The following is a 16,663-nucleotide window of genomic DNA, read 5'->3' on the forward strand; positions in this document are numbered from 1 at the left end:
CTCCGTTTCGGGCATGCGGAAGGGAAGGGATCGGCGGCCAGGGGGCACAGGCGAGGCAGGCCGGGCCTCAGCGGGGTGTGGAGCTCGATGCGCGCACGACGAGTTCCGGCTGGAGCACCACGCTTCGGTGCTCGTGGTGACCGTCCTCGTCGTCGGCCTCCTCCAGCAGGAGTTCGGCGGCCATCCGGCCCATCACGACCGCGGGCTGGCGGACCGAGGTGAGCGGTACGGCAGCGGCGGCGGCGAATTCGATGTCGTCGTATCCGACGATGGCGATGTCCTGCGGCACGCGCACCCCGGCGGCATACAGGGCCTGCAGCACACCCAGGGCGAGCAGGTCGTTGGCGCAGAACACGGCGGTGGGGCGTGGCACGAGTCCGAGCAGCCGGGCCCCGGCGTCACGGCCCGCCGCCACGTCCAGGCGGTCGGAGGGGATCTCGACGAGTGCCGCGGGATCCAGCCCGGCCTCGGCGAGGGCCGTCAGCGCGCCCTCACGTCGGTCCCTGATCTGGTGCAGGTCGCCCGGTCCGCTGACGTAGGCCACCGAGCGATGGCCGGCGGCGATCAGATGCCCGACGGCCAGCGCGCCGCCCCGCACGTCGTCGACGGAGACCGCGCAGGTCCCCGTGCCGGAGGCCACGCGGTCCACCAGGACGTAGGGAATCCGGTGGCGGGCGAAGGACTCGAGGTTGCGGCCGGAGGCGTCGGCCGGTGTGACCAGCACCCCGCACACGCGCTGTTCGGCGAAGAGGCCGAGGTACTCGGCCTCTTCCGCGGGGCTCTGACCGCTGTTGCAGACCATGACGCCCAGGCCCGCCTGCCGGGCGGCGCGCTCGGCGCCGCGGGCCACGTCGACGAAGAAGGGGTTGCCCATGTCCAGGACGAGGAGCGCCATGATCCGGCTGCGGCCCGCCCTGAGCTGCCGCGCGGACTCGCTGCGGACGTATCCGAGCTCCTCGATGGCGGCCAGCACCCGGGCACGGGTTTCGGGCAGCACGGCCTCGGGCCGGTTGATCACATTGGAGACCGTGCCCACGGAGACCCCGGCCTGCCGGGCCACATCCTTGATCCCTGCCACACGCGCCACTCGTCCTGCCCCACTGGTGCCCCTGGCCGCACTCGTCAAGCGGCGTCACCCCATCGTACGGACGGCGTGAATGAATTGTTTCAACGCGCTCGGGACGCTAGCCCGATCACCGGGCACCGTCAAGGATCATGACTGAATCGATTCATAACACATGGTTCCCGTCCGGCGCCCAACGGCTCCCGTCCCGCACCCGAAGGATGCGGGACGGGTGCGGGGACGGGCCGGCGGTCAGATGCCGTGCTTCTTCAGAATGGCCTCGATGTCATCGAAGTCCTCACCCTGCTCTGCCGAGGCGGCCTGCTTCTTCGGCTGCGGCCGGGTCCGGCCGGCGGGGGCGCCCGCCCCCAGCGTCGGGGCGGAGGCGGTGGGCGCCACGGCGTCGCCCTGTGCGGCACGGGCAGCCGCCTTGCGTTCCTTGCGGCTGCCCCCGCCGCGGCGTTCGATCGCGCGGGTGGTCATGAACAGGAGCCAGGCCACCCCCAGCACCCCGAAGCCCAGCCAGACGCTCGGCTTGAAGGCGATGCCCGCCAGCCACTCGACGACCCCCGTCAGCACCAGGCCGATCGGGACCAGTGAGTACGCGGCGATCCTGGCCGCAGTGAGGAACCGCTTCCGGTACGCGGTGACGGCGGCGATACCCAGGCCCGCCGCGGACGCCGCGGAACAAATCGTCTCGGCAAGCATCAGTGCCTCCAGGCGCAGGGGAAACGTCCCTTCCATCCTGCACCGGTCACCGGGCGGGAGGCCACGCTCCCGGCCCGCATCAGGGACATTTCAGGGCCGGGATCCTCCCCAGGTGCCGTAGGACCGGCCCCGGCCGGTGCCGGTCGGTATCCCCGCCTGCTCCCTGCGAGACTGGCCCCATGAGCGATTCCACCTCCGCAACACCGGTCGTCCTCGACATCTGGTGCGAGCTCCAGTGCCCCGACTGCCACCAGGCCCTCGCCGATGTGCACGCCCTGCGCGCCCGGTACGGCGACCGGATGGAGATCCGGCTGCGGCATTTCCCGCTGGAGAAGCACAAGCACGCCTACGCCGCGGCGCAGGCCGTCGAGGAGGCCGCGGCGCAGGGCAAGGACTGGCCGTACATCGAGGCGGTGCTCGCCCGCACGGCTGGCCTCGCCCGCGCAGGCGAGCCGCTGCTGATCGAGGTTGCAGGTGAACTCGGCCTGGACGCGGAGGAGTTCGACACCGCACTGATCGACGGCCGGCACATGCTGATCGTCGACGCCGACCAGGCCGAGGGCAAGGCGATCGGGGTCACCGGCACGCCCACCTATGTCATCGGCGGCGAGCGGCTGGACGGCGGCAGGAGCCAGGACGGGCTGCGGGAGCGGATCGAGCAGATCGCCGACCGGCTGCTCGCAGAACAGGACTGAGCGGCGGCCGGCACCGGCCCGGCCGGAACACGCCTACAGCGGCTCGGACAGGCTGCCCGGATCACGCCTACAGCGGCTCGGACAGGCTGCCCGGATCACACCTACAGCGGCTCGGACAGGCTGCCCGGATCACACCTACAGCGGCTTGGCCAGGTTGTACTGGGTCGGTGCATAGCCCAGCGATTCGTAGAGCCGGACCGCCGGGGTGTTGGCCGTGACGACGTGCAGGCCGATCCTCTCGTCGCCCGCCTCGAGAGCGATCCGCTCGGCCTGGAGCATCAGAGCCCTTCCGTACCCCCGGCCCCGGAACCGCTCGTCCACCTCCACGTCGAAGACGTAACCGACCAGCAGACCGGGGTGCATCTCGAACGGCGCCACCCACAGGTACCCGACCGTCTCGCCCTCGAGGACCAGGTACTGCAGCCGCGCCCCCTCGGTGGCGTGGCCGTGCGGCAGATGCCGGGCGTGGGAGGCTCGGGCCGCCGCCAGGGCCGTCTCCTGCGGGGCGCCCCGGGCCACCAGGCTCTGCGCGTACGCGGAGATGGCCCCGGCCTCCCACCGCGCGAATTCCTCGGGCGTCATCGGGCGTGCGGTGAGCCCGTCCGCCAGGGGCACCGGGCCGGAGGGCAACGTCTTGACCATGTTCCTGCTGCGCTCGGTGTAGCCGAGTGCGGCGGTCAGACGCTGCCCCGCGGTGTTGCCTGCGGTGACCTCCGCGCACACCTGGGTGCACCCCCAGCCGCGCAGAACCTCTTCGGCCGCCAGCGCGGCGATGGTGCCGCGGCCACGCCTGCGGACGGGTTCGTCGATCCGCAGGGACCGCAGCAGGCCCGTTCGCCCGGCCGCCCCGGCCTCGGTGCCGATCACGAGGGAGCCGACCGGGCGCCCGTTGTCGCACACGTCGTACGCGCGGCTCTGCGCGCCGTCGGCGCCTGACTCGATCGGCCCGGACGGCCGGAGTGTGGTGGTCATCAGAGGATTTCTACCCGCTGGGCGCTGACCAGTCATCCGCTTTACGGGCCGGCCGGCCGCTCCAGCGGCGACGGCGGCACCGGCAGGCGTTCCCGTCACGGGTCCAGGTCGTTGCCGGCCCGCTCGTCGAAGACGCGCATGGCCTTGGCGGTCACCGGCCCCGGCCCGCCGGGAAGCTCCCGGCCGTCGACCCGGTGGACGGCCTGGATGTCGCGGAGGGTGGAGGTCAGGAAGATCTCCTCGGCCCGGTCCAGGACGTCGAACGGCAGCTCCGTCTCCTGCGCCCCGGTCCACTCCACGGCCAGTGCCCGGGTGATCCCGGCCAGGCAGCCGGAGGCGACCGGCGGCGTGTGCAGCTGCCCGTCCAGGACGACGAAGACATTGGATCCGGTGCCTTCGCAGAGCTGTCCGACGGTGTTGGCGAACAGTGCCTCGGATGCGCCCTGCTCGTGGGCGCGGGCGAGGGCGACGACGTTCTCCGCGTACGAGGTGGTCTTGAGCCCGGTGAGGGCGCCGCGTTCGTTGCGTGTCCAGGGAACGGTGATGACGGCCGTGGTGTCCGGGCGGCGCGCCACCTCGCCGAGGGCGACCACCAGGCCGGGTCCCGCGGTGCCGCGGTCCGAGCCGAGCGGTGAGATCCCGCCGGTGTAGGTGATGCGGAGCCTGCCGAGCGCGGCCGGATTGGCCTCGATGACGGCGGCACAGGCCCGGCGTACCTCGTCGAGGTCGGGCGTCGGCAGGCCCAGGCCCCGGGCGGAGCGGGTGAGCCGGTCGAGATGGCGGGTGAGCGCGAAGGGCCTGCCGCCGGTGGTCCTGACCGTCTCGAAGATTCCGTCGCCGACGGTCAGCCCGTGGTCGAGCACGGACACCCGGGCGTCGTCGGCGGCCCGCAGCGCGCCGTTGACCCAGATCCTCATGGTGCGGTCCTTCCGGTTGCTTCGTATGCGCCCGACGCTACAGCGAGCAGCCTGGACGCCTTCAGCTCGGTCTCCTCCCATTCACGTTCCGGATCGGACCCCCAGGTGATGCCGGCCCCGGTGCCGAACCGCAGCACCGGTACGTCGCCGGTGCGGTCGGTCCAGAAGGTGCGGATGCCCACGGCGAGGGAGGCGGTGGCCCGGTCGGCGTCCACCCAGCCGATGCCGCCGCAGTACGGGCCGCGCGGGGCGGTCTCCAGTTCCTCGATGATCCTCAGCGCGCTGGATTTGGGCGCCCCGGTGACCGAGCCGGGCGGGAAGGCGGCGGCCAGGAGCTCCGGCCAGCCGGCGCCGTCGGCGAGCCGGCCGCGCACGGTGGAGACGAGGTGGACGAGGCCCGGGTGCTTCTCGACGACGCACAGGTCGGGAACGGTGACCGATCCGGTGGCGCAGACCCGGCCCAGGTCGTTGCGTACCAGGTCGACGATCATCACGTTCTCTGCGTGGTCCTTCTCCAGCAGATCGGCCTCGGTGCGGCCGGTGCCCTTGATGGGCCCGGACTCGACCGTACGGCCGTCCCTGCGCAGGAACAGCTCCGGCGAGGCGGTGGCGATCTCCACGCCGTGACCGGGCAGCCGGATCGTTCCTGCGTACGGGGCCGGGTTGCCGCGGGCCAGCAGTGCGGTGAGGGCGTCCACATCCGCCGCCGCCGGATCGGGCAGCGGCGCGGTCATCACGCGGCAGAGGTTGGCCTGGTAGACCTCACCCTTCGCGATGCAGGCACGGATGCGGCGTACTCCCGCCGTGTAGGCGACGCGGTCGAGGGACGAACTCCAGTCGTCGGCGGCGGGGCCGCGCCAGGCACCCCGCACCGGCGCGGGCACGGCGGCGGTGCGCACGGTGGCGAAGCGGGCGCAGACGAGACGGCCCTCGAAATCGGCGCATACGGCCCAGAAGCCGGACGAGTCGAGGGCTGCGGGATCACTGGTCACGTCCTGCAGATCGGAGGCGACGAGGCCGCCGAAGCGGGCCATTGGAGCGAGGTCGTGCACGTCGGTGAGTCTAAATCGGCGCGCGGCGACGTGCGCCGGGCCGAGCGCACCTCAGCACGCTGCACAAACGCGTTTTTGTGCTGGCCCCGGAATCCGCTAGAGTTCAACACGTCGCCGGGACACGCAAGTGAACCGGAACCGACACGCGGACGTAGCTCAGTTGGTAGAGCGCAACCTTGCCAAGGTTGAGGTCGCCAGTTCGAACCTGGTCGTCCGCTCGCAGAAGGTAGGGGATCTTCCCGAGCCCCTACCCCTGGTGGAGTGGCCGAGAGGCGAGGCAACGGCCTGCAAAGCCGTCTACACGGGTTCAAATCCCGTCTCCACCTCCAAGGACGATTAGCTCAGCGGGAGAGCACTTCCCTGACACGGAAGGGGTCACTGGTTCAATCCCAGTATCGTCCACTGATCCGCAAGGATCCCCGCGCGATTAGCTCAGCGGGAGAGCGCTTCCCTGACACGGAAGAGGTCACTGGTTCAATCCCAGTATCGCGCACGCATTACACGCAGGTTCACCCTGCGCGATTAGCTCAGCGGGAGAGCGCTTCCCTGACACGGAAGAGGTCACTGGTTCAATCCCAGTATCGCGCACCATCTGAAGCCCCGGTCGTCTCGACGACCGGGGCTTCGTCGTTGCCGCACACGCCGGTACTGCGGCCCGGACGGCACGCGTCCGGGCCGCAGTGCGGCGAGCTGCGTCAGGACGAGAAGAGCATCCGGCCGAAGCTCTTCTGCCGGTAGTGCCCCTGGTGGTGACCGCCGTGCTGCTGCGGGGCGCCCCAGGCGGGCGCGGGGGCGGCCGGGTAGGCCTGCGGGGCCGGCGGCGCGGGCGGGGCCTGCTGGGTCCACTGCGACTCCATGCGGGTCAGGGACTCCAGCTCGCCGTAGTCCAGGAATATCCCCCGGCAGCCGCTGCACTGCTCGATCTGAATGCCGTTGCGGTTGTACGTGTGCATCTGTGCGTGGCACTTGGGACACTGCATGTTCGGGCTCACTCCTCGCCGTCGGGTAGCCGTCGCCGGAATGCGTGCCCGCCGACGGTCGGTTCACCCTACGACGAGTGTTCGGCGGCCAACTCGGGCGGGAGAGAGGCAATTCGGGCACAGGCGTCGATCATCACCTGTTCCACCTCATCCGGAGTGCGCCCCTCCGCCGCGGACTTGGCCAGGGCCAGCGCCGCGGTCTGTACGGTCAGCGCGCGGGCGGCGGCGTCCAGTTCGGGCCACGGGTCCCCCTCGGCGCGTACCGCGGGACCGCCCGCGGTCCGGTAGGCGTCCAGGAAGCGGAGCCAGACCTCGGGGGGCAGCAGCCCGGCCGCGTACCAGGCGGCGGGGCGCGCGAGGTCCCAGGCGGGGTCACCGAGGCCCGCGTCGTCGACGTCGATCAGCAGCCAGGGCCCGTGCGGCGCGGGGTGCCGGACGAGCTGGCCCAGGTGCAGATCGCCGTGGCAGAGGTGGTGCGCCCGGTGTGCGGGAGCGGGCGCCTCGTCGCGGGCCCAGGCCGGCAGCCCGCGCCAGGCGGCGAGCACGGGGGCGGCGGCCGGACCGGCCGCCGGTACGGCGCGCATCCGGGCCACGGCGAGGGCGGCCTTCGCCGGCCCCCGCATGGCGGGGAGTCCCGCCGGTGATGCCACCGCAGACGGTCCGGGCGCTGCCGCGGGGCGCAGCGGCGAGGGGTGGGGCGGCCGGATCGCGGTGCGGTGGAGGCGTGCCAGAAGCGTGGCGGCCTCCTCCCACGGAGCCCTGTCCGGGTCGTCCGGATTCACCGGCTCCCCGTGGGGCCACAGCGTGACCGGGCGGCCGTGCAGTTCGGTGAGGTGCGGCGGGCCGGCGGAGGGCCCGGCGGCCGGCGACGGGTCCGGGGCGGGCCGTACCGGCAGGGGCGCGAGCAGGATGCCGGCCAGGGCCGGATCGGCCGCCAGCCGGAGGCGTGCGGCCAGGGCGGCGGTGTCCGTGCCGGGGGCGTGGGCCTTGGCGACGACCGGACCGCTGCGGACCACGGTGCCGTCCGCCCGGTCGGCGAGGACGGCCGGTGGAGGGCAGGAGCAGCCGGGGCCATGGTGGCTGTGGGCCGCCTCGTGGGCGAGGACGCCCAGCGCGCGTACGACTGCGGTGGTCACGGTCTCCCCCGGTGGCGCGGGCTCGGCGGGTCCGGGCGGCGCCTCGCCCGGACCCGCCGAGCGTACGCGGATGGGGCAGAGGCCTGCCCGGGGCCCGGGTGCGCTGCGCCGGCGACCACGCGAGCCGGTCCGGCCCGGAACCGCTCGATGGAACCGGTCGCCTTCCCTGGCGCACGCCTGCGACGCGTCGGCGACCGTGCGAATCGGTTCGGCCCCGGACAGCGCGATGTCCGGTCAGCTCCCCAGCTGACCGGACAAACGCTGCCGCCCGCCGCACCCCCGTCCCCACGGGGTTGTTGGCCGGATGTCCCGGTCCGAACCGCTCTTCCGGACCCGGGGCGCCGCTCAGCGCCCCAGCATCACGCCCACGGACGACGCCTGTGTGACCACCGCTTCCCAGCCGCCGAAGACGACCACGAGCAGGGCCGCCAGAGGAAGAACCATGGCCGTCGCCACCAAGGGGTGGCGCTTGCCGGAGGACGGACGGCTGCCGAACGAGGCGTAGGCCCTGCGTCCCTGCGCGCGGATCATGGTCCGCGTTGCCGTGTCCGCCATGGTTCCTCTCCTGACCTGATCTGGAGCAGCGGGCGTGTGACCTCGGGGGACGAGTGCAACGCCCGCTGCTTGACTTCAACACTAGGTATCCGGCGGGCGGGCGGCGTCATGCCCGCGTACCGAATGCCGGGCCTCCCGGAGGATGAGCCGTGGGTGGTCGGCGTACTCCCCTGGGTGGAGACGGGACTACCCGGCGTTGGGGTCATCCCCGAGGGAACGCTCGGAGGTGTCCTCCCTGGGTATCGGTTGTTCGACCAGGGCGAGGACCCTGGTCGCCATGAAGCGGGCGGTGCGCACCACCGACCCGTTCCTCGTGACTTCACTCACTTCGACGACCCCTCGGCGGACCGCGGTCTCCACCCGCCGGCCTGCTCTGGAGGCCACCACTTCGTAGGTACGGGTCGTGTCCCCGGCGTCCACGACTATCTCGACTCGATCGCCCTTCATTGATCCAATCCCCCTTCTGCGACGGACCTTTGAGATCTCGCACGGGCCCGGGAGCGTGGATCTGCGGCTCCCTGACCACTCCTCAAGTTTCCCACCCGGCACTGACAATCGATTCTCCGGCGAGGGCGCGGCCTCTGAGCGCCCCGGGCGGCGGGTACGTAAGCTGTGCCTCGTCAGGCGGACCAGGCAGCGGGGATGGGCAGACATGGCGATGATGCGGCTCCGGCGCGAGGACCCGCGTGTCGTCGGCTCGTTCAGGCTGCACCGGCGGCTCGGGGCGGGCGGCATGGGTGTCGTGTACCTGGGTTCGGACCGGCGGGGCCAGCGGGTGGCGCTCAAGGTGATCCGCCCTGACCTGGCGGAGGATCAGGAGTTCCGTTCGCGGTTCGCGCGCGAGGTGTCCGCCGCCCGGCGGATCCGCGGTGGCTGCACGGCACGGCTGGTGGCCGCCGATCTGGAGGCCGACCGCCCGTGGTTCGCCACGCAGTACGTACCGGGGCCCTCGCTGCACGACAAGGTGGCCGAGGAGGGCCCGCTGTCGGCCGCCGAGGTGGCCTCGATCGGGGCCGCGCTCTCCGAGGGCCTGGTGGCGGTGCACGAGGCCGGTGTCGTCCACCGTGACCTGAAGCCGTCGAACATCCTCCTCTCCCCCAAGGGCCCGCGGATCATCGACTTCGGGATCGCCTGGGCGACCGGGGCGTCCACCCTCACGCATGTCGGTACGGCGGTGGGCTCGCCCGGGTTCCTGGCGCCCGAGCAGGTGCGCGGCGCGGCGGTGACGCCCGCGACGGACGTCTTCTCCCTCGGGGCCACGCTGGCGTACGCGGCCATGGCCGATTCGCCCTTCGGGCACGGCAGTTCCGAGGTCATGCTCTATCGCGTGGTGCACGAGGAGCCTCAGCTGTACGACGTGCACGACGCGCTCGCTCCCCTGGTGAGTGCCTGTCTGGCGAAGGACCCCGAGGAGCGGCCGAGCACGCTCCAGCTCTCCATGCGCCTCAAGGAGATCGCGGCGAGGGAGGCCCAGGGGCTGCACGAGAGCCGGCCGCCCGCCCAGCGTTCGGCGCAGGAGGCGGACCGGCCGACCGGACGTCTGGACGGCCCGTACACGGAGCAGCAGACCCGTCGGGCGGCCGGTCCGGCTCCGGCGGCGCGTCCGCAGAACCGGCCGGCGGCGCCCCGTCCCGCCTCGCCCCGTACCGGGGGGTCGCGCCCGGCTCAGCAGCAGTCGCGCGGGACGACGGGTTCGGGCAGGCGGCCGCAGGGAGCCAAGGGGACGAACGCCAGGCCGGGGACCCGGCCGGGGCCGCGTACCACCTCGACCGGCCGGCGTCCGGCCAATCCGCGGCTGCTGCGGCAGCGGCTCGTCGTCTTCGTCGTGGTGACGCTGCTGGTGGCGCTGGGGATCGCGGCGGCCCAGGGCTGCCAGGGGCCGGCGCGCGGGCTCGGCACGGGCCACGGCCAGCCCCAGAGCCAGACCCAGAGCGAGCGGTAACCGCCGGGCCCTGCCGTCCGGAACGGGCCACCGTCCGGCTTCAGGTCGAACCGGGCGTCGGACCGGGCGTCGAACCGAGCTCAGCCGAGACCGCGGTGGGCGGCCCACAGTGCCCCGGCACGGCCGGCGGCGTCGGCGATCAGGGCCGCCAGCTCGGGTCTGTCGGGGACGGTGAACGAGACGTATCCGCCCCGGCCACCGCTGACCGGCCGGCCGTACGCCTTCGCGGCGAGGCGGCCGTCGGGGAGGAGCCGGACGTTGAGTGTGGTCAGCGTGAACGTTTCACCGCGTCGGGTGTCCGTCCAGCGGAGCGACTGCGGGATCGTGACATTGATCGCCAGAGCACTTACTTCCAGGTCGCCGCTCATGGACGGATGATCTCACGCGAGCGCCGGAGGCGGCCGCCACAGGCGCGAGCCCGGGCTGAGCCCCGCATGATCCGAACGAGAGGCCCTAGTTCTCCGGGCGGCCCGTGGCCACCGCGTAGAAGGCGACCGCGGCCGCCGCGCCCACGTTCAGCGAGTCGACGCCGTGGGCCATCGGGATGCGTACCCATTCGTCCGCTGCGACGAGGGCCTGGGTGGACAGTCCGTCGCCCTCCGCGCCGAGCATCAGGGCCACCTGGTCCATGCGGTGCGGCGCCGCCTCCTCGATGCTGCGGGCCTTCTCGTCGGGCGTCAGCGCGAGCAGCTTGAAGCCCGCTTCCCGTACGGTCTCCAGAGCCTTGGGCCAGGTGTCGAGGCGGGCGTACGGGACGGAGAAGACCGCGCCCATGGAGACCTTCACGGAGCGCCGGTAGAGCGGGTCCGCGCAGTCCGGGGAGAGCAGGACGGCGTCCATGCCGAGCGCGGCGGCGCTGCGGAAGATCGCCCCGATGTTCGTGTGGTCGTTGACGGCCTCCATGACGACCACGCGGCGCGTGGTGCGCAGCAGTTCGTCGGCGGTCGGCAGGGGCTTGCGCTGCATGGAGGCGAGGGCGCCGCGGTGCACGTGGTAGCCGGTGACGCGTTCGGCGAGTTCGGGGCTGACCGCGTAGACGGGCGCCGGGACCTCGTCGATGACGTCGCGCATCAGGTCGACCCACTTCGCCGAGAGCAGCATGGAGCGCATCTCGTACCCGGCGTGCCGGGCGCGTCTGATCACCTTCTCCCCCTCGGCGATGAAGAGGCCCTCGGCCGGCTCCCGCCGGCGTCGTAGCTCGACATCGGTCAGACCGATGTAATCGCTCAGGCGGGGGTCGTCGGGGTCGTCGACGGTGATGAGATCAGCCACAGGTTGATACTGCCTTGTCCGGTGTGTGGTGCCAACGGTCTGGAGGAAGATCCGTTACCGCTGGTTACTCGGCGGATCGGCCGGCGGTCGCAGGGCCGACCGCGACGACGTCGCCGATGACGATGACGGCGGGCGGGCGGACGTCCTCGGCCACGGCCCGCTCGGCGACGGTCGCGAGCGTCGCGTCGACGCGGCGCTGGGCCGCCGTGGTCCCTTCCTGGACGAGGGCGACCGGGGTCTCGGGGGACCTCCCATGGGCGATGAGCGTAGCGGCGATGGCACCGATCTTGTCGACGGCCATCAGGAGAACCAGGGTGCCGCGCAGCCGGGCGAGGGCCGCCCAGTCGACCAGTGAGCGCTCGTCGTCGGGGGCGACATGGCCGCTGACCACGGTGAACTCATGGGCCACACCGCGGTGGGTGACAGGGATGCCGGCCGCTTCGGGCACCGAGATCGAGCTGGAGATGCCGGGGACGACGGTGCACGGGATGCCTTCGGCGGCAAGCGCCTGGGCCTCCTCCATGCCGCGCCCGAAGACGAACGGGTCGCCGCCCTTGAGCCGGACGACGGCCTTGCCCGCCTTGGCGTGCTCGATCAGCGCGTTGTTGATCGCCTCCTGCGCCATGTAGCGGCCGTACGGGATCTTCGCGGCGTCGATCACCTCGACGTGCGGCGGGAGTTCGTCGAGCAGGTCGCGCGGGCCGAGCCGGTCCGCAATGACGACGTCGGCCTCGGCCAGGAGGCGGCGGCCGCGGACGGTGATCAGGTCGGGGTCGCCGGGGCCGCCGCCGACCAGGGCGACGCCGGGAGCCCGGGTGCGGTGGTGGGGGGCGGCGAGGGTGCCGTCGCGCAGGCCCTCGACGATGGCGTCGCGGACGGCGGCGGAGTGGCGCGGGTCCCGGCCGTGCGCGTCGGTGGTGAGCACGGCGACGGTCACGCCCTCGCTGCGGCCGGTGGCGGGGGTCCAGGCGGTGGCGGCGTCCGCGTTGTCGCTGCGGACGCACCAGGTGCGGGTGCGCTCGGCCTCGGCGGATGCGGCGTCGTTGGCCGCGGTGTCGTCGGACGCGATGAGGGCGTACCAGGTGTCGGCCAGGTCCCCGTCGGCGTACGGGCGGCGCTCCCAGCGGATCTCGCCGGCGTCGGCCATCGCCTCGACGGACGGGGTGGCGGACGGCGAGACGAGGACGATGTCGGCGCCGGCCGCGATGAGTGCGGGCAGGCGGCGCTGCGCGACCTGACCGCCGCCCACGACGACTACGCGGCGCCCGCTCAGGCGGAGTCCAACGGGGTAGGCGGGGCGATCGGCGTGCTCGGCCATGGCGGTGCGGGCTCCTCGTGCGATGCGGGGCTGCGGCCGCTGCGGCGGTGGAGCGGCTGTGACGTGCGGGTGTGGGGCGGGGTTCACGATACGGGGTGCGGTGCGGGGGTGGGCGGGGGCGCCTGCGGCGGGCTTGTTCCCCTACTCGCCCCTTCCCGTTACCGGGGCTCCGCCCCGGACCCCGGTACCTCAAACGCCGGCGAGGCTGCGTACTTCAGGCCCCTCCGGTGATTGAGGAGCGGGGGTCCGGGGGCGGTGCCCCCGAAAACCCCCGCGGCTGCGCTACTTCTCCGTGACGCCCGCCGAGTCGAACGTCGCCACCTCGTGCATCGCACGGGCCGCGCTCTGCACGATCGGCAGCGCCAGCAGTGCGCCGGTTCCCTCGCCGAGGCGGAGGTCGAGGTCGACCAGCGGGCGCAGGCCCAGCTTGTTGAGCGCGGCGACATGGCCGGGCTCGGCACTGCGGTGGCCCGCGATGCAGGCGGCCAGGGCCTCCGGCGCGATGGCGCGGGCGACCAGGGCCGCCGCGCCCGCGCTCACCCCGTCCAGGATGACCGGCGTACGGAGCGACGCCCCGCCGAGCAGGAACCCGGCCATCGCGGCGTGCTCCAGGCCGCCCACGGCAGCCAGGACGCCGATCGGGTCGGCCGGGTCCGGCTGGTGCAGATCCAGGGCACGGCGCACCACGTCGACCTTGCGGGCGTGCATCTCGTCGTTGATGCCGGTGCCGCGGCCGGTCACCTCGGCCGGGTCCATCCCCGTGTACACGCAGATCAGGGCGGCGGACGCGGTGGTGTTGGCGATGCCCATCTCGCCGGTCAGCAGGCCCTTGTTGCCTGCCGCGACCAGATCGCGGGCGGTCTCGATGCCGACCTCGATCGCCGCGAGGACCTCCTCACGGGTGAGCGCGGGTCCGGTCGTGAAGTCCGCCGTTCCCGCGCGCACCTTGCGGGGCAGCAGACCGGGCGTCGCGGGCAGCTCGGAGGCCACACCGACGTCGACCACGCACACCTCGGCGCCGACCTGGGCGGCGAAGGCGTTGCAGACGGCGCCGCCGCCGAGGAAGTTGGCGACCATCTGGCCGGTGACCTCCTGCGGCCAGGCCGTGACGCCCTGGGCGTGCACCCCGTGGTCGCCCGCGAAGATCGCGACGGCCGCGGGCTCCGGGATCGGCGGCGGGCACATCCGGGACAGCCCGGAGAGCTGCGCCGAGATGATCTCCAGCATGCCGAGCGCACCGGCGGGCTTGGTCATCCGCTTCTGGCGCTCCCACGCCTCACCGAGCGCCTTGGCGTCGAGCGGCCGGATGTTGGAGATCGTCTCCTGGAGGAGGTCGTGCGGCTCCTCGCCGGGCAGGGCGCGACGGCCGTACGTCTCCTCGTGCACGACCCAGGACAGCGGCCGCCGCTTGGACCAGCCCGCCTGCATCAGCTCGGGCTCCTCCGGGAACTCGTCGACGTAACCGACACAGAGGTACGCGACGACCTCGAGGTGCTCGGGCAGGCCCAGGGCACGGACCATCTCCCGCTCGTCGAAGAAGCTGACCCAGCCGACCCCGAGCCCTTCGGCGCGGGCGGCGAGCCACAGGTTCTCGACAGCGAGTGCCGAGGAGTACGGAGCCATCTGCGGCTGCGTGTGCCGGCCGAGGGTGTGGCGGCCGCCGCGAGTCGGGTCCGCGGTGACGACGATGTTGACCGGGGTGTCGAGGATCGCCTCGATCTTCAGTTCCTTGAACTGCTTCGCCCGGGCCTTCGGGAGCGACTTGGCGTACGCGTCACGCTGCTGCTGCGCCAGTTCGTGCATGGAACGCCGGGTCTCCGCGGAACGGATGACGACGAAGTCCCAGGGCTGGGAGTGCCCCACGCTCGGCGCCGTGTGCGCGGCCTCCAGGACGCGCAGCAGGACCTCGTGAGGGATGGGATCGCTGCGGAAGCCGTTGCGGATGTCGCGGCGTTCCCGCATGACACGCAGTACGGCTTCGCGCTCGGCGTCGTCGTATCCGGGGGCGGGGGGTGAGCTGACGGGCTCCTCCTCGGCCTCGGCCGCGGCCTCGGGGGCCGGGGGGTCGGAGATCTCTGAGACCTCTGAGACCTCTGAGACCTCGGCGGGAGCGTTCTCGCCTTCGGCCGGTGCGGTCGCTTCGGGAACGGGCCCGGTGGTCTCCGGGAGTGCGGCGACCGGGGCCTCGGGTTCCGTCCCGGGCCCGGCGACGGTCTCGTCCGGTGCGGGCTCCGGAGCGGTCTGCTCCTCGGCCACGGGCAGGCTGTCCGTCAGGTCCGGGGTCTCGATGAACTCCGGGCCCGTCTCCGGCTCAAGCACGGCCACCGGCTCCGGAGCGGCGGTCTCGACGGCCGCTGCCGCCTCCACCACATCGGCCGGCGCGAGCTCCGCGATCTCCGCGACCGGTGCCACGGCCTGCGGAGCGGGCTCCGCCGGCTGCTCCGCCACAGGCGTCGGGGCCGGGTGCGGGGTGGTCGGCAGCAGTTCCGACACCGGTACGAACCGACGGGCCGGCCGGCCCTGGGACGCTTCGTCCGCAACCGGCTCGGCCGACGGCTCCACCACTGCTGCGGCTTCGACAGCCCCGGCCTCGACCGGCGCGGCTTCGGCGGGCGCGGCCTCAACCGGTGCCGCGTACACGGATGCGGGTTCCGCCGGGGCCTCGGCCCCGGTCGCTCCGGCGGGAGCCTCGGCCGGAATCGCTGCCGCCACCGGCGCGGGTACGGGCTCCTCGACGACGGCCACGGGCTCGGAGGGCTGAGGCTGAGGCTGCACGACGACGGGCGCGGGCTCCACTGCCTGCACCTCGGTCTGTACCTCCGCCTGCACGGCCTGCACCACGGCCGGGGACTCGGTCACGGGCTCGACGGGCGCCTGCACCTCGGTCTGAATCTGTGCTTGGGTCTGGCTCTGCGCTTCCGTCTGGCTCTGCTCTTCGGTCTGCACAAGAGCCACGGCCTCGGGCGCGGCCTGCTCCGGCACGACCGTTTCTGCTGCGGTCGTCTCCGCCGCGGCCGGTACGGCGGCCTGCTGCGGCGTCTGGGCCGCCCACTGGCTCGCGCCCTGCGGCGGGATCTCGCCGAGCTGGGGGCCCGGGAGCGCGGCCGCGTCGTCGGCCGGCAGCTCGTAGTACTCGGGTTCGGGTTCGGCCGTGGCCGGGCCGGCGTGCCGTGCCGGCGCCTGGACGGCTGCCTGCACCTGGGGCTGTGCCTGCGGCTGGGGCGCACCCGCCGGGCCGCGGTCGGCCAGGGAACGGACCACACCGCCGCCGGAGGTCCCCCCGTAGGAGGGGCCGGATTCGGTTGAGGCCGGGCCGCGGTGCAGCGGGCGGCGCGCAGGTGCCTGGGCCTGGGCCACGGGAACCTGGGCCTGTGCGTGCGCGGGGACGGGTGACGGGATGCGTACGCCGCCGAGGTCGACATGGCCGGAGTCGCGGCCACCGGATTCGTGGGTCCCCCGGCCGGTCTCCTGGAGCGGTCCGGCGGCGGCCTGCTGCATGGCGTACGCCGGAACCTGCTCCTGGAACTGCACCGGGCCCTGGGCCTGCGCGTCGCCCTGCACCTGGTACTGCGGCTGCGGGGCGGGCACGGCCTGGAACCCGCCGCCCTGCTCGGGCAGGGGCACCGGGGCGCCCTGGGGTTCGCTCCAGGCGCCCTGGGAGCTCGGCATCAGCAGAAGGTCGTCGTCCTCGGACGCGTGCTCGGAGGGATCGAGGAAGGTGTAGGCATCCGGGGCGGGGATGCCCGGCTGCTCCACCATGCCTGCGCTCTCCGGCAGTCCCTCGCCCGGGATCTGGCCGGTGTCACTCATGCGTACCCCTCGCCCATCGTCAGTGCTCCTTCGGCCCTTCGCCCGGGACGCCCGAACACGGCACGCCGGTGCTCGTCCAGTGGAACGAGCGGGTGCGCCGCGCGGCACGAATCGGTCGCGGACATACTGCATTCTCGCGCTCGTTCGCCGCCGCGGCATGTCATTTCGCCACGGCTCGCTGTGGACTGCGCCACGTTGCGCGTCCCCCGGTTCTGCCGTACCACAACGAGGGCCAAAACGGTC

At 73.0% G+C, this 16,663-nt stretch carries 15 protein-coding genes and 5 tRNA genes; 7 read left to right on the plus strand and 13 right to left on the minus strand.

The genetic code is table 11. From position 1 onward, the window contains the following. Positions 1–67: 67 nt before the first annotated feature. Positions 68–1,087: a LacI family DNA-binding transcriptional regulator gene (locus OG782_RS06230; protein WP_406448391.1), complete on the minus strand. Its 1,020-nt coding sequence runs from the start codon at positions 1,085–1,087 to the stop codon at positions 68–70. A 228-nt stretch (positions 1,088–1,315) separates the two neighbouring features. Further along, the gene (locus OG782_RS06235) at positions 1,316–1,771 is read right to left on the minus strand and encodes a hypothetical protein (RefSeq protein WP_406448392.1); all 456 of its coding nucleotides are present in this window, start codon (positions 1,769–1,771) and stop codon (positions 1,316–1,318) included. A 179-nt stretch (positions 1,772–1,950) separates the two neighbouring features. Between OG782_RS06235 and OG782_RS06240 the strand changes: the two genes are divergently transcribed. Beyond that, a complete protein-coding gene (locus tag OG782_RS06240; protein WP_406448393.1) occupies positions 1,951–2,466 on the plus strand; it encodes a DsbA family protein in 516 nt (171 codons plus the stop codon). A gap of 135 nt (positions 2,467–2,601) precedes the next feature. Here the strand turns inward: OG782_RS06240 and OG782_RS06245 are convergent, their stop codons facing one another. From OG782_RS06245 to OG782_RS06255, 3 genes are all read right to left on the minus strand, one after another. After that, positions 2,602–3,438, minus strand: a complete 837-nt coding sequence (locus OG782_RS06245; protein ID WP_406448394.1) for a GNAT family N-acetyltransferase — start codon at positions 3,436–3,438, stop codon at positions 2,602–2,604. A gap of 95 nt (positions 3,439–3,533) precedes the next feature. Then, a complete protein-coding gene (locus OG782_RS06250; RefSeq protein ID WP_406448395.1) occupies positions 3,534–4,355 on the minus strand; it encodes an aminotransferase class IV in 822 nt (273 codons plus the stop codon). Next, complete coding sequence (locus OG782_RS06255; RefSeq protein ID WP_406458877.1) at positions 4,352–5,389, minus strand: chorismate-binding protein; 1,038 nt, start codon at positions 5,387–5,389, stop codon at positions 4,352–4,354. The genes OG782_RS06250 and OG782_RS06255 overlap by 4 nt, the downstream gene beginning before the upstream one ends. Before the next feature lie 163 nt (positions 5,390–5,552). Here OG782_RS06255 and OG782_RS06260 point away from each other — a divergent pair. From OG782_RS06260 to OG782_RS06280, 5 genes are all read left to right on the plus strand, one after another. Further along, a tRNA-Gly gene (locus tag OG782_RS06260) sits at positions 5,553–5,625 on the plus strand. Between the two features lie 37 nt (positions 5,626–5,662). Beyond that, positions 5,663–5,736 (plus strand) — tRNA-Cys (locus tag OG782_RS06265). Between the two features lies 1 nt (position 5,737). Continuing rightward, a tRNA-Val gene (locus OG782_RS06270) sits at positions 5,738–5,809 on the plus strand. 19 nt (positions 5,810–5,828) lie between these two features. Beyond that, positions 5,829–5,900 (plus strand) — tRNA-Val (locus tag OG782_RS06275). Positions 5,901–5,923: 23 nt separating this feature from the next. Continuing rightward, positions 5,924–5,998, plus strand: a tRNA-Val gene (locus tag OG782_RS06280). Positions 5,999–6,102: 104 nt separating this feature from the next. Here the strand turns inward: OG782_RS06280 and OG782_RS06285 are convergent. From OG782_RS06285 to OG782_RS06300, 4 genes are all read right to left on the minus strand, one after another. Further along, on the minus strand, positions 6,103–6,387 hold the full coding sequence (locus OG782_RS06285) for a zf-TFIIB domain-containing protein (protein ID WP_406448396.1): 285 nt from the start codon (positions 6,385–6,387) through the stop codon (positions 6,103–6,105). A gap of 68 nt (positions 6,388–6,455) precedes the next feature. Further along, positions 6,456–7,523 carry a phosphotransferase gene (locus OG782_RS06290; RefSeq protein ID WP_406448397.1) on the minus strand — a complete coding sequence of 356 codons (1,068 nt, stop codon included), beginning with the start codon at positions 7,521–7,523 and terminating at the stop codon, positions 6,456–6,458. Positions 7,524–7,868: 345 nt separating this feature from the next. Further along, positions 7,869–8,078: a hypothetical protein gene (locus OG782_RS06295; RefSeq protein WP_406448398.1), complete on the minus strand. Its 210-nt coding sequence runs from the start codon at positions 8,076–8,078 to the stop codon at positions 7,869–7,871. Positions 8,079–8,264: 186 nt separating this feature from the next. Beyond that, complete coding sequence (locus tag OG782_RS06300; protein WP_406448399.1) at positions 8,265–8,525, minus strand: hypothetical protein; 261 nt, start codon at positions 8,523–8,525, stop codon at positions 8,265–8,267. Positions 8,526–8,730: 205 nt separating this feature from the next. Between OG782_RS06300 and OG782_RS06305 the strand changes: the two genes are divergently transcribed. Continuing rightward, on the plus strand, positions 8,731–10,020 hold the full coding sequence (locus OG782_RS06305) for a serine/threonine-protein kinase (RefSeq protein ID WP_406448400.1): 1,290 nt from the start codon (positions 8,731–8,733) through the stop codon (positions 10,018–10,020). Positions 10,021–10,100: 80 nt separating this feature from the next. Here the strand turns inward: OG782_RS06305 and OG782_RS06310 are convergent, their stop codons facing one another. The 4 genes from OG782_RS06310 to cobT form a co-directional block, all read right to left on the minus strand. Beyond that, the gene (locus tag OG782_RS06310; RefSeq protein WP_406448401.1) at positions 10,101–10,388 is read right to left on the minus strand and encodes a hypothetical protein; all 288 of its coding nucleotides are present in this window, start codon (positions 10,386–10,388) and stop codon (positions 10,101–10,103) included. Between the two features lie 85 nt (positions 10,389–10,473). Further along, complete coding sequence (locus OG782_RS06315) at positions 10,474–11,292, minus strand: TrmH family RNA methyltransferase (protein WP_406448402.1); 819 nt, start codon at positions 11,290–11,292, stop codon at positions 10,474–10,476. Between the two features lie 64 nt (positions 11,293–11,356). Beyond that, positions 11,357–12,610 (minus strand): uroporphyrinogen-III C-methyltransferase, encoded by a 1,254-nt coding sequence (cobA, locus tag OG782_RS06320; RefSeq protein ID WP_406448403.1) that lies wholly within the window; start codon positions 12,608–12,610, stop codon positions 11,357–11,359. A 282-nt stretch (positions 12,611–12,892) separates the two neighbouring features. Then, complete coding sequence (gene cobT, locus OG782_RS06325; RefSeq protein ID WP_406448404.1) at positions 12,893–16,420, minus strand: nicotinate-nucleotide--dimethylbenzimidazole phosphoribosyltransferase; 3,528 nt, start codon at positions 16,418–16,420, stop codon at positions 12,893–12,895. Positions 16,421–16,663: the final 243 nt, after the last annotated feature.

Origin of the sequence: Streptomyces sp. NBC_00876 (assembly GCF_045207435.1) — a bacterium.
GTDB lineage: Bacteria > Actinomycetota > Actinomycetes > Streptomycetales > Streptomycetaceae > Streptomyces.

Coding starts and splice junctions, on each gene's coding strand:
- OG782_RS06235 (WP_406448392.1), bottom strand. CDS start 1,771: ATGCTTGCCGAGACGATTTGTTCCGCGGCGTCCGCGGCGGGCCTGGGT.
- OG782_RS06240 (WP_406448393.1), top strand. CDS start 1,951: ATGAGCGATTCCACCTCCGCAACACCGGTCGTCCTCGACATCTGGTGC.
- OG782_RS06245 (WP_406448394.1), bottom strand. CDS start 3,438: ATGACCACCACACTCCGGCCGTCCGGGCCGATCGAGTCAGGCGCCGAC.
- OG782_RS06250 (WP_406448395.1), bottom strand. CDS start 4,355: ATGAGGATCTGGGTCAACGGCGCGCTGCGGGCCGCCGACGACGCCCGG.
- OG782_RS06255 (WP_406458877.1), bottom strand. CDS start 5,389: ATGGCCCGCTTCGGCGGCCTCGTCGCCTCCGATCTGCAGGACGTGACC.
- OG782_RS06285 (WP_406448396.1), bottom strand. CDS start 6,387: ATGCAGTGTCCCAAGTGCCACGCACAGATGCACACGTACAACCGCAAC.
- OG782_RS06295 (WP_406448398.1), bottom strand. CDS start 8,078: ATGGCGGACACGGCAACGCGGACCATGATCCGCGCGCAGGGACGCAGG.
- OG782_RS06300 (WP_406448399.1), bottom strand. CDS start 8,525: ATGAAGGGCGATCGAGTCGAGATAGTCGTGGACGCCGGGGACACGACC.
- OG782_RS06305 (WP_406448400.1), top strand. CDS start 8,731: ATGGCGATGATGCGGCTCCGGCGCGAGGACCCGCGTGTCGTCGGCTCG.
- OG782_RS06310 (WP_406448401.1), bottom strand. CDS start 10,388: ATGAGCGGCGACCTGGAAGTAAGTGCTCTGGCGATCAATGTCACGATC.
- cobA (WP_406448403.1), bottom strand. CDS start 12,610: ATGGCCGAGCACGCCGATCGCCCCGCCTACCCCGTTGGACTCCGCCTG.
- cobT (WP_406448404.1), bottom strand. CDS start 16,420: ATGAGTGACACCGGCCAGATCCCGGGCGAGGGACTGCCGGAGAGCGCA.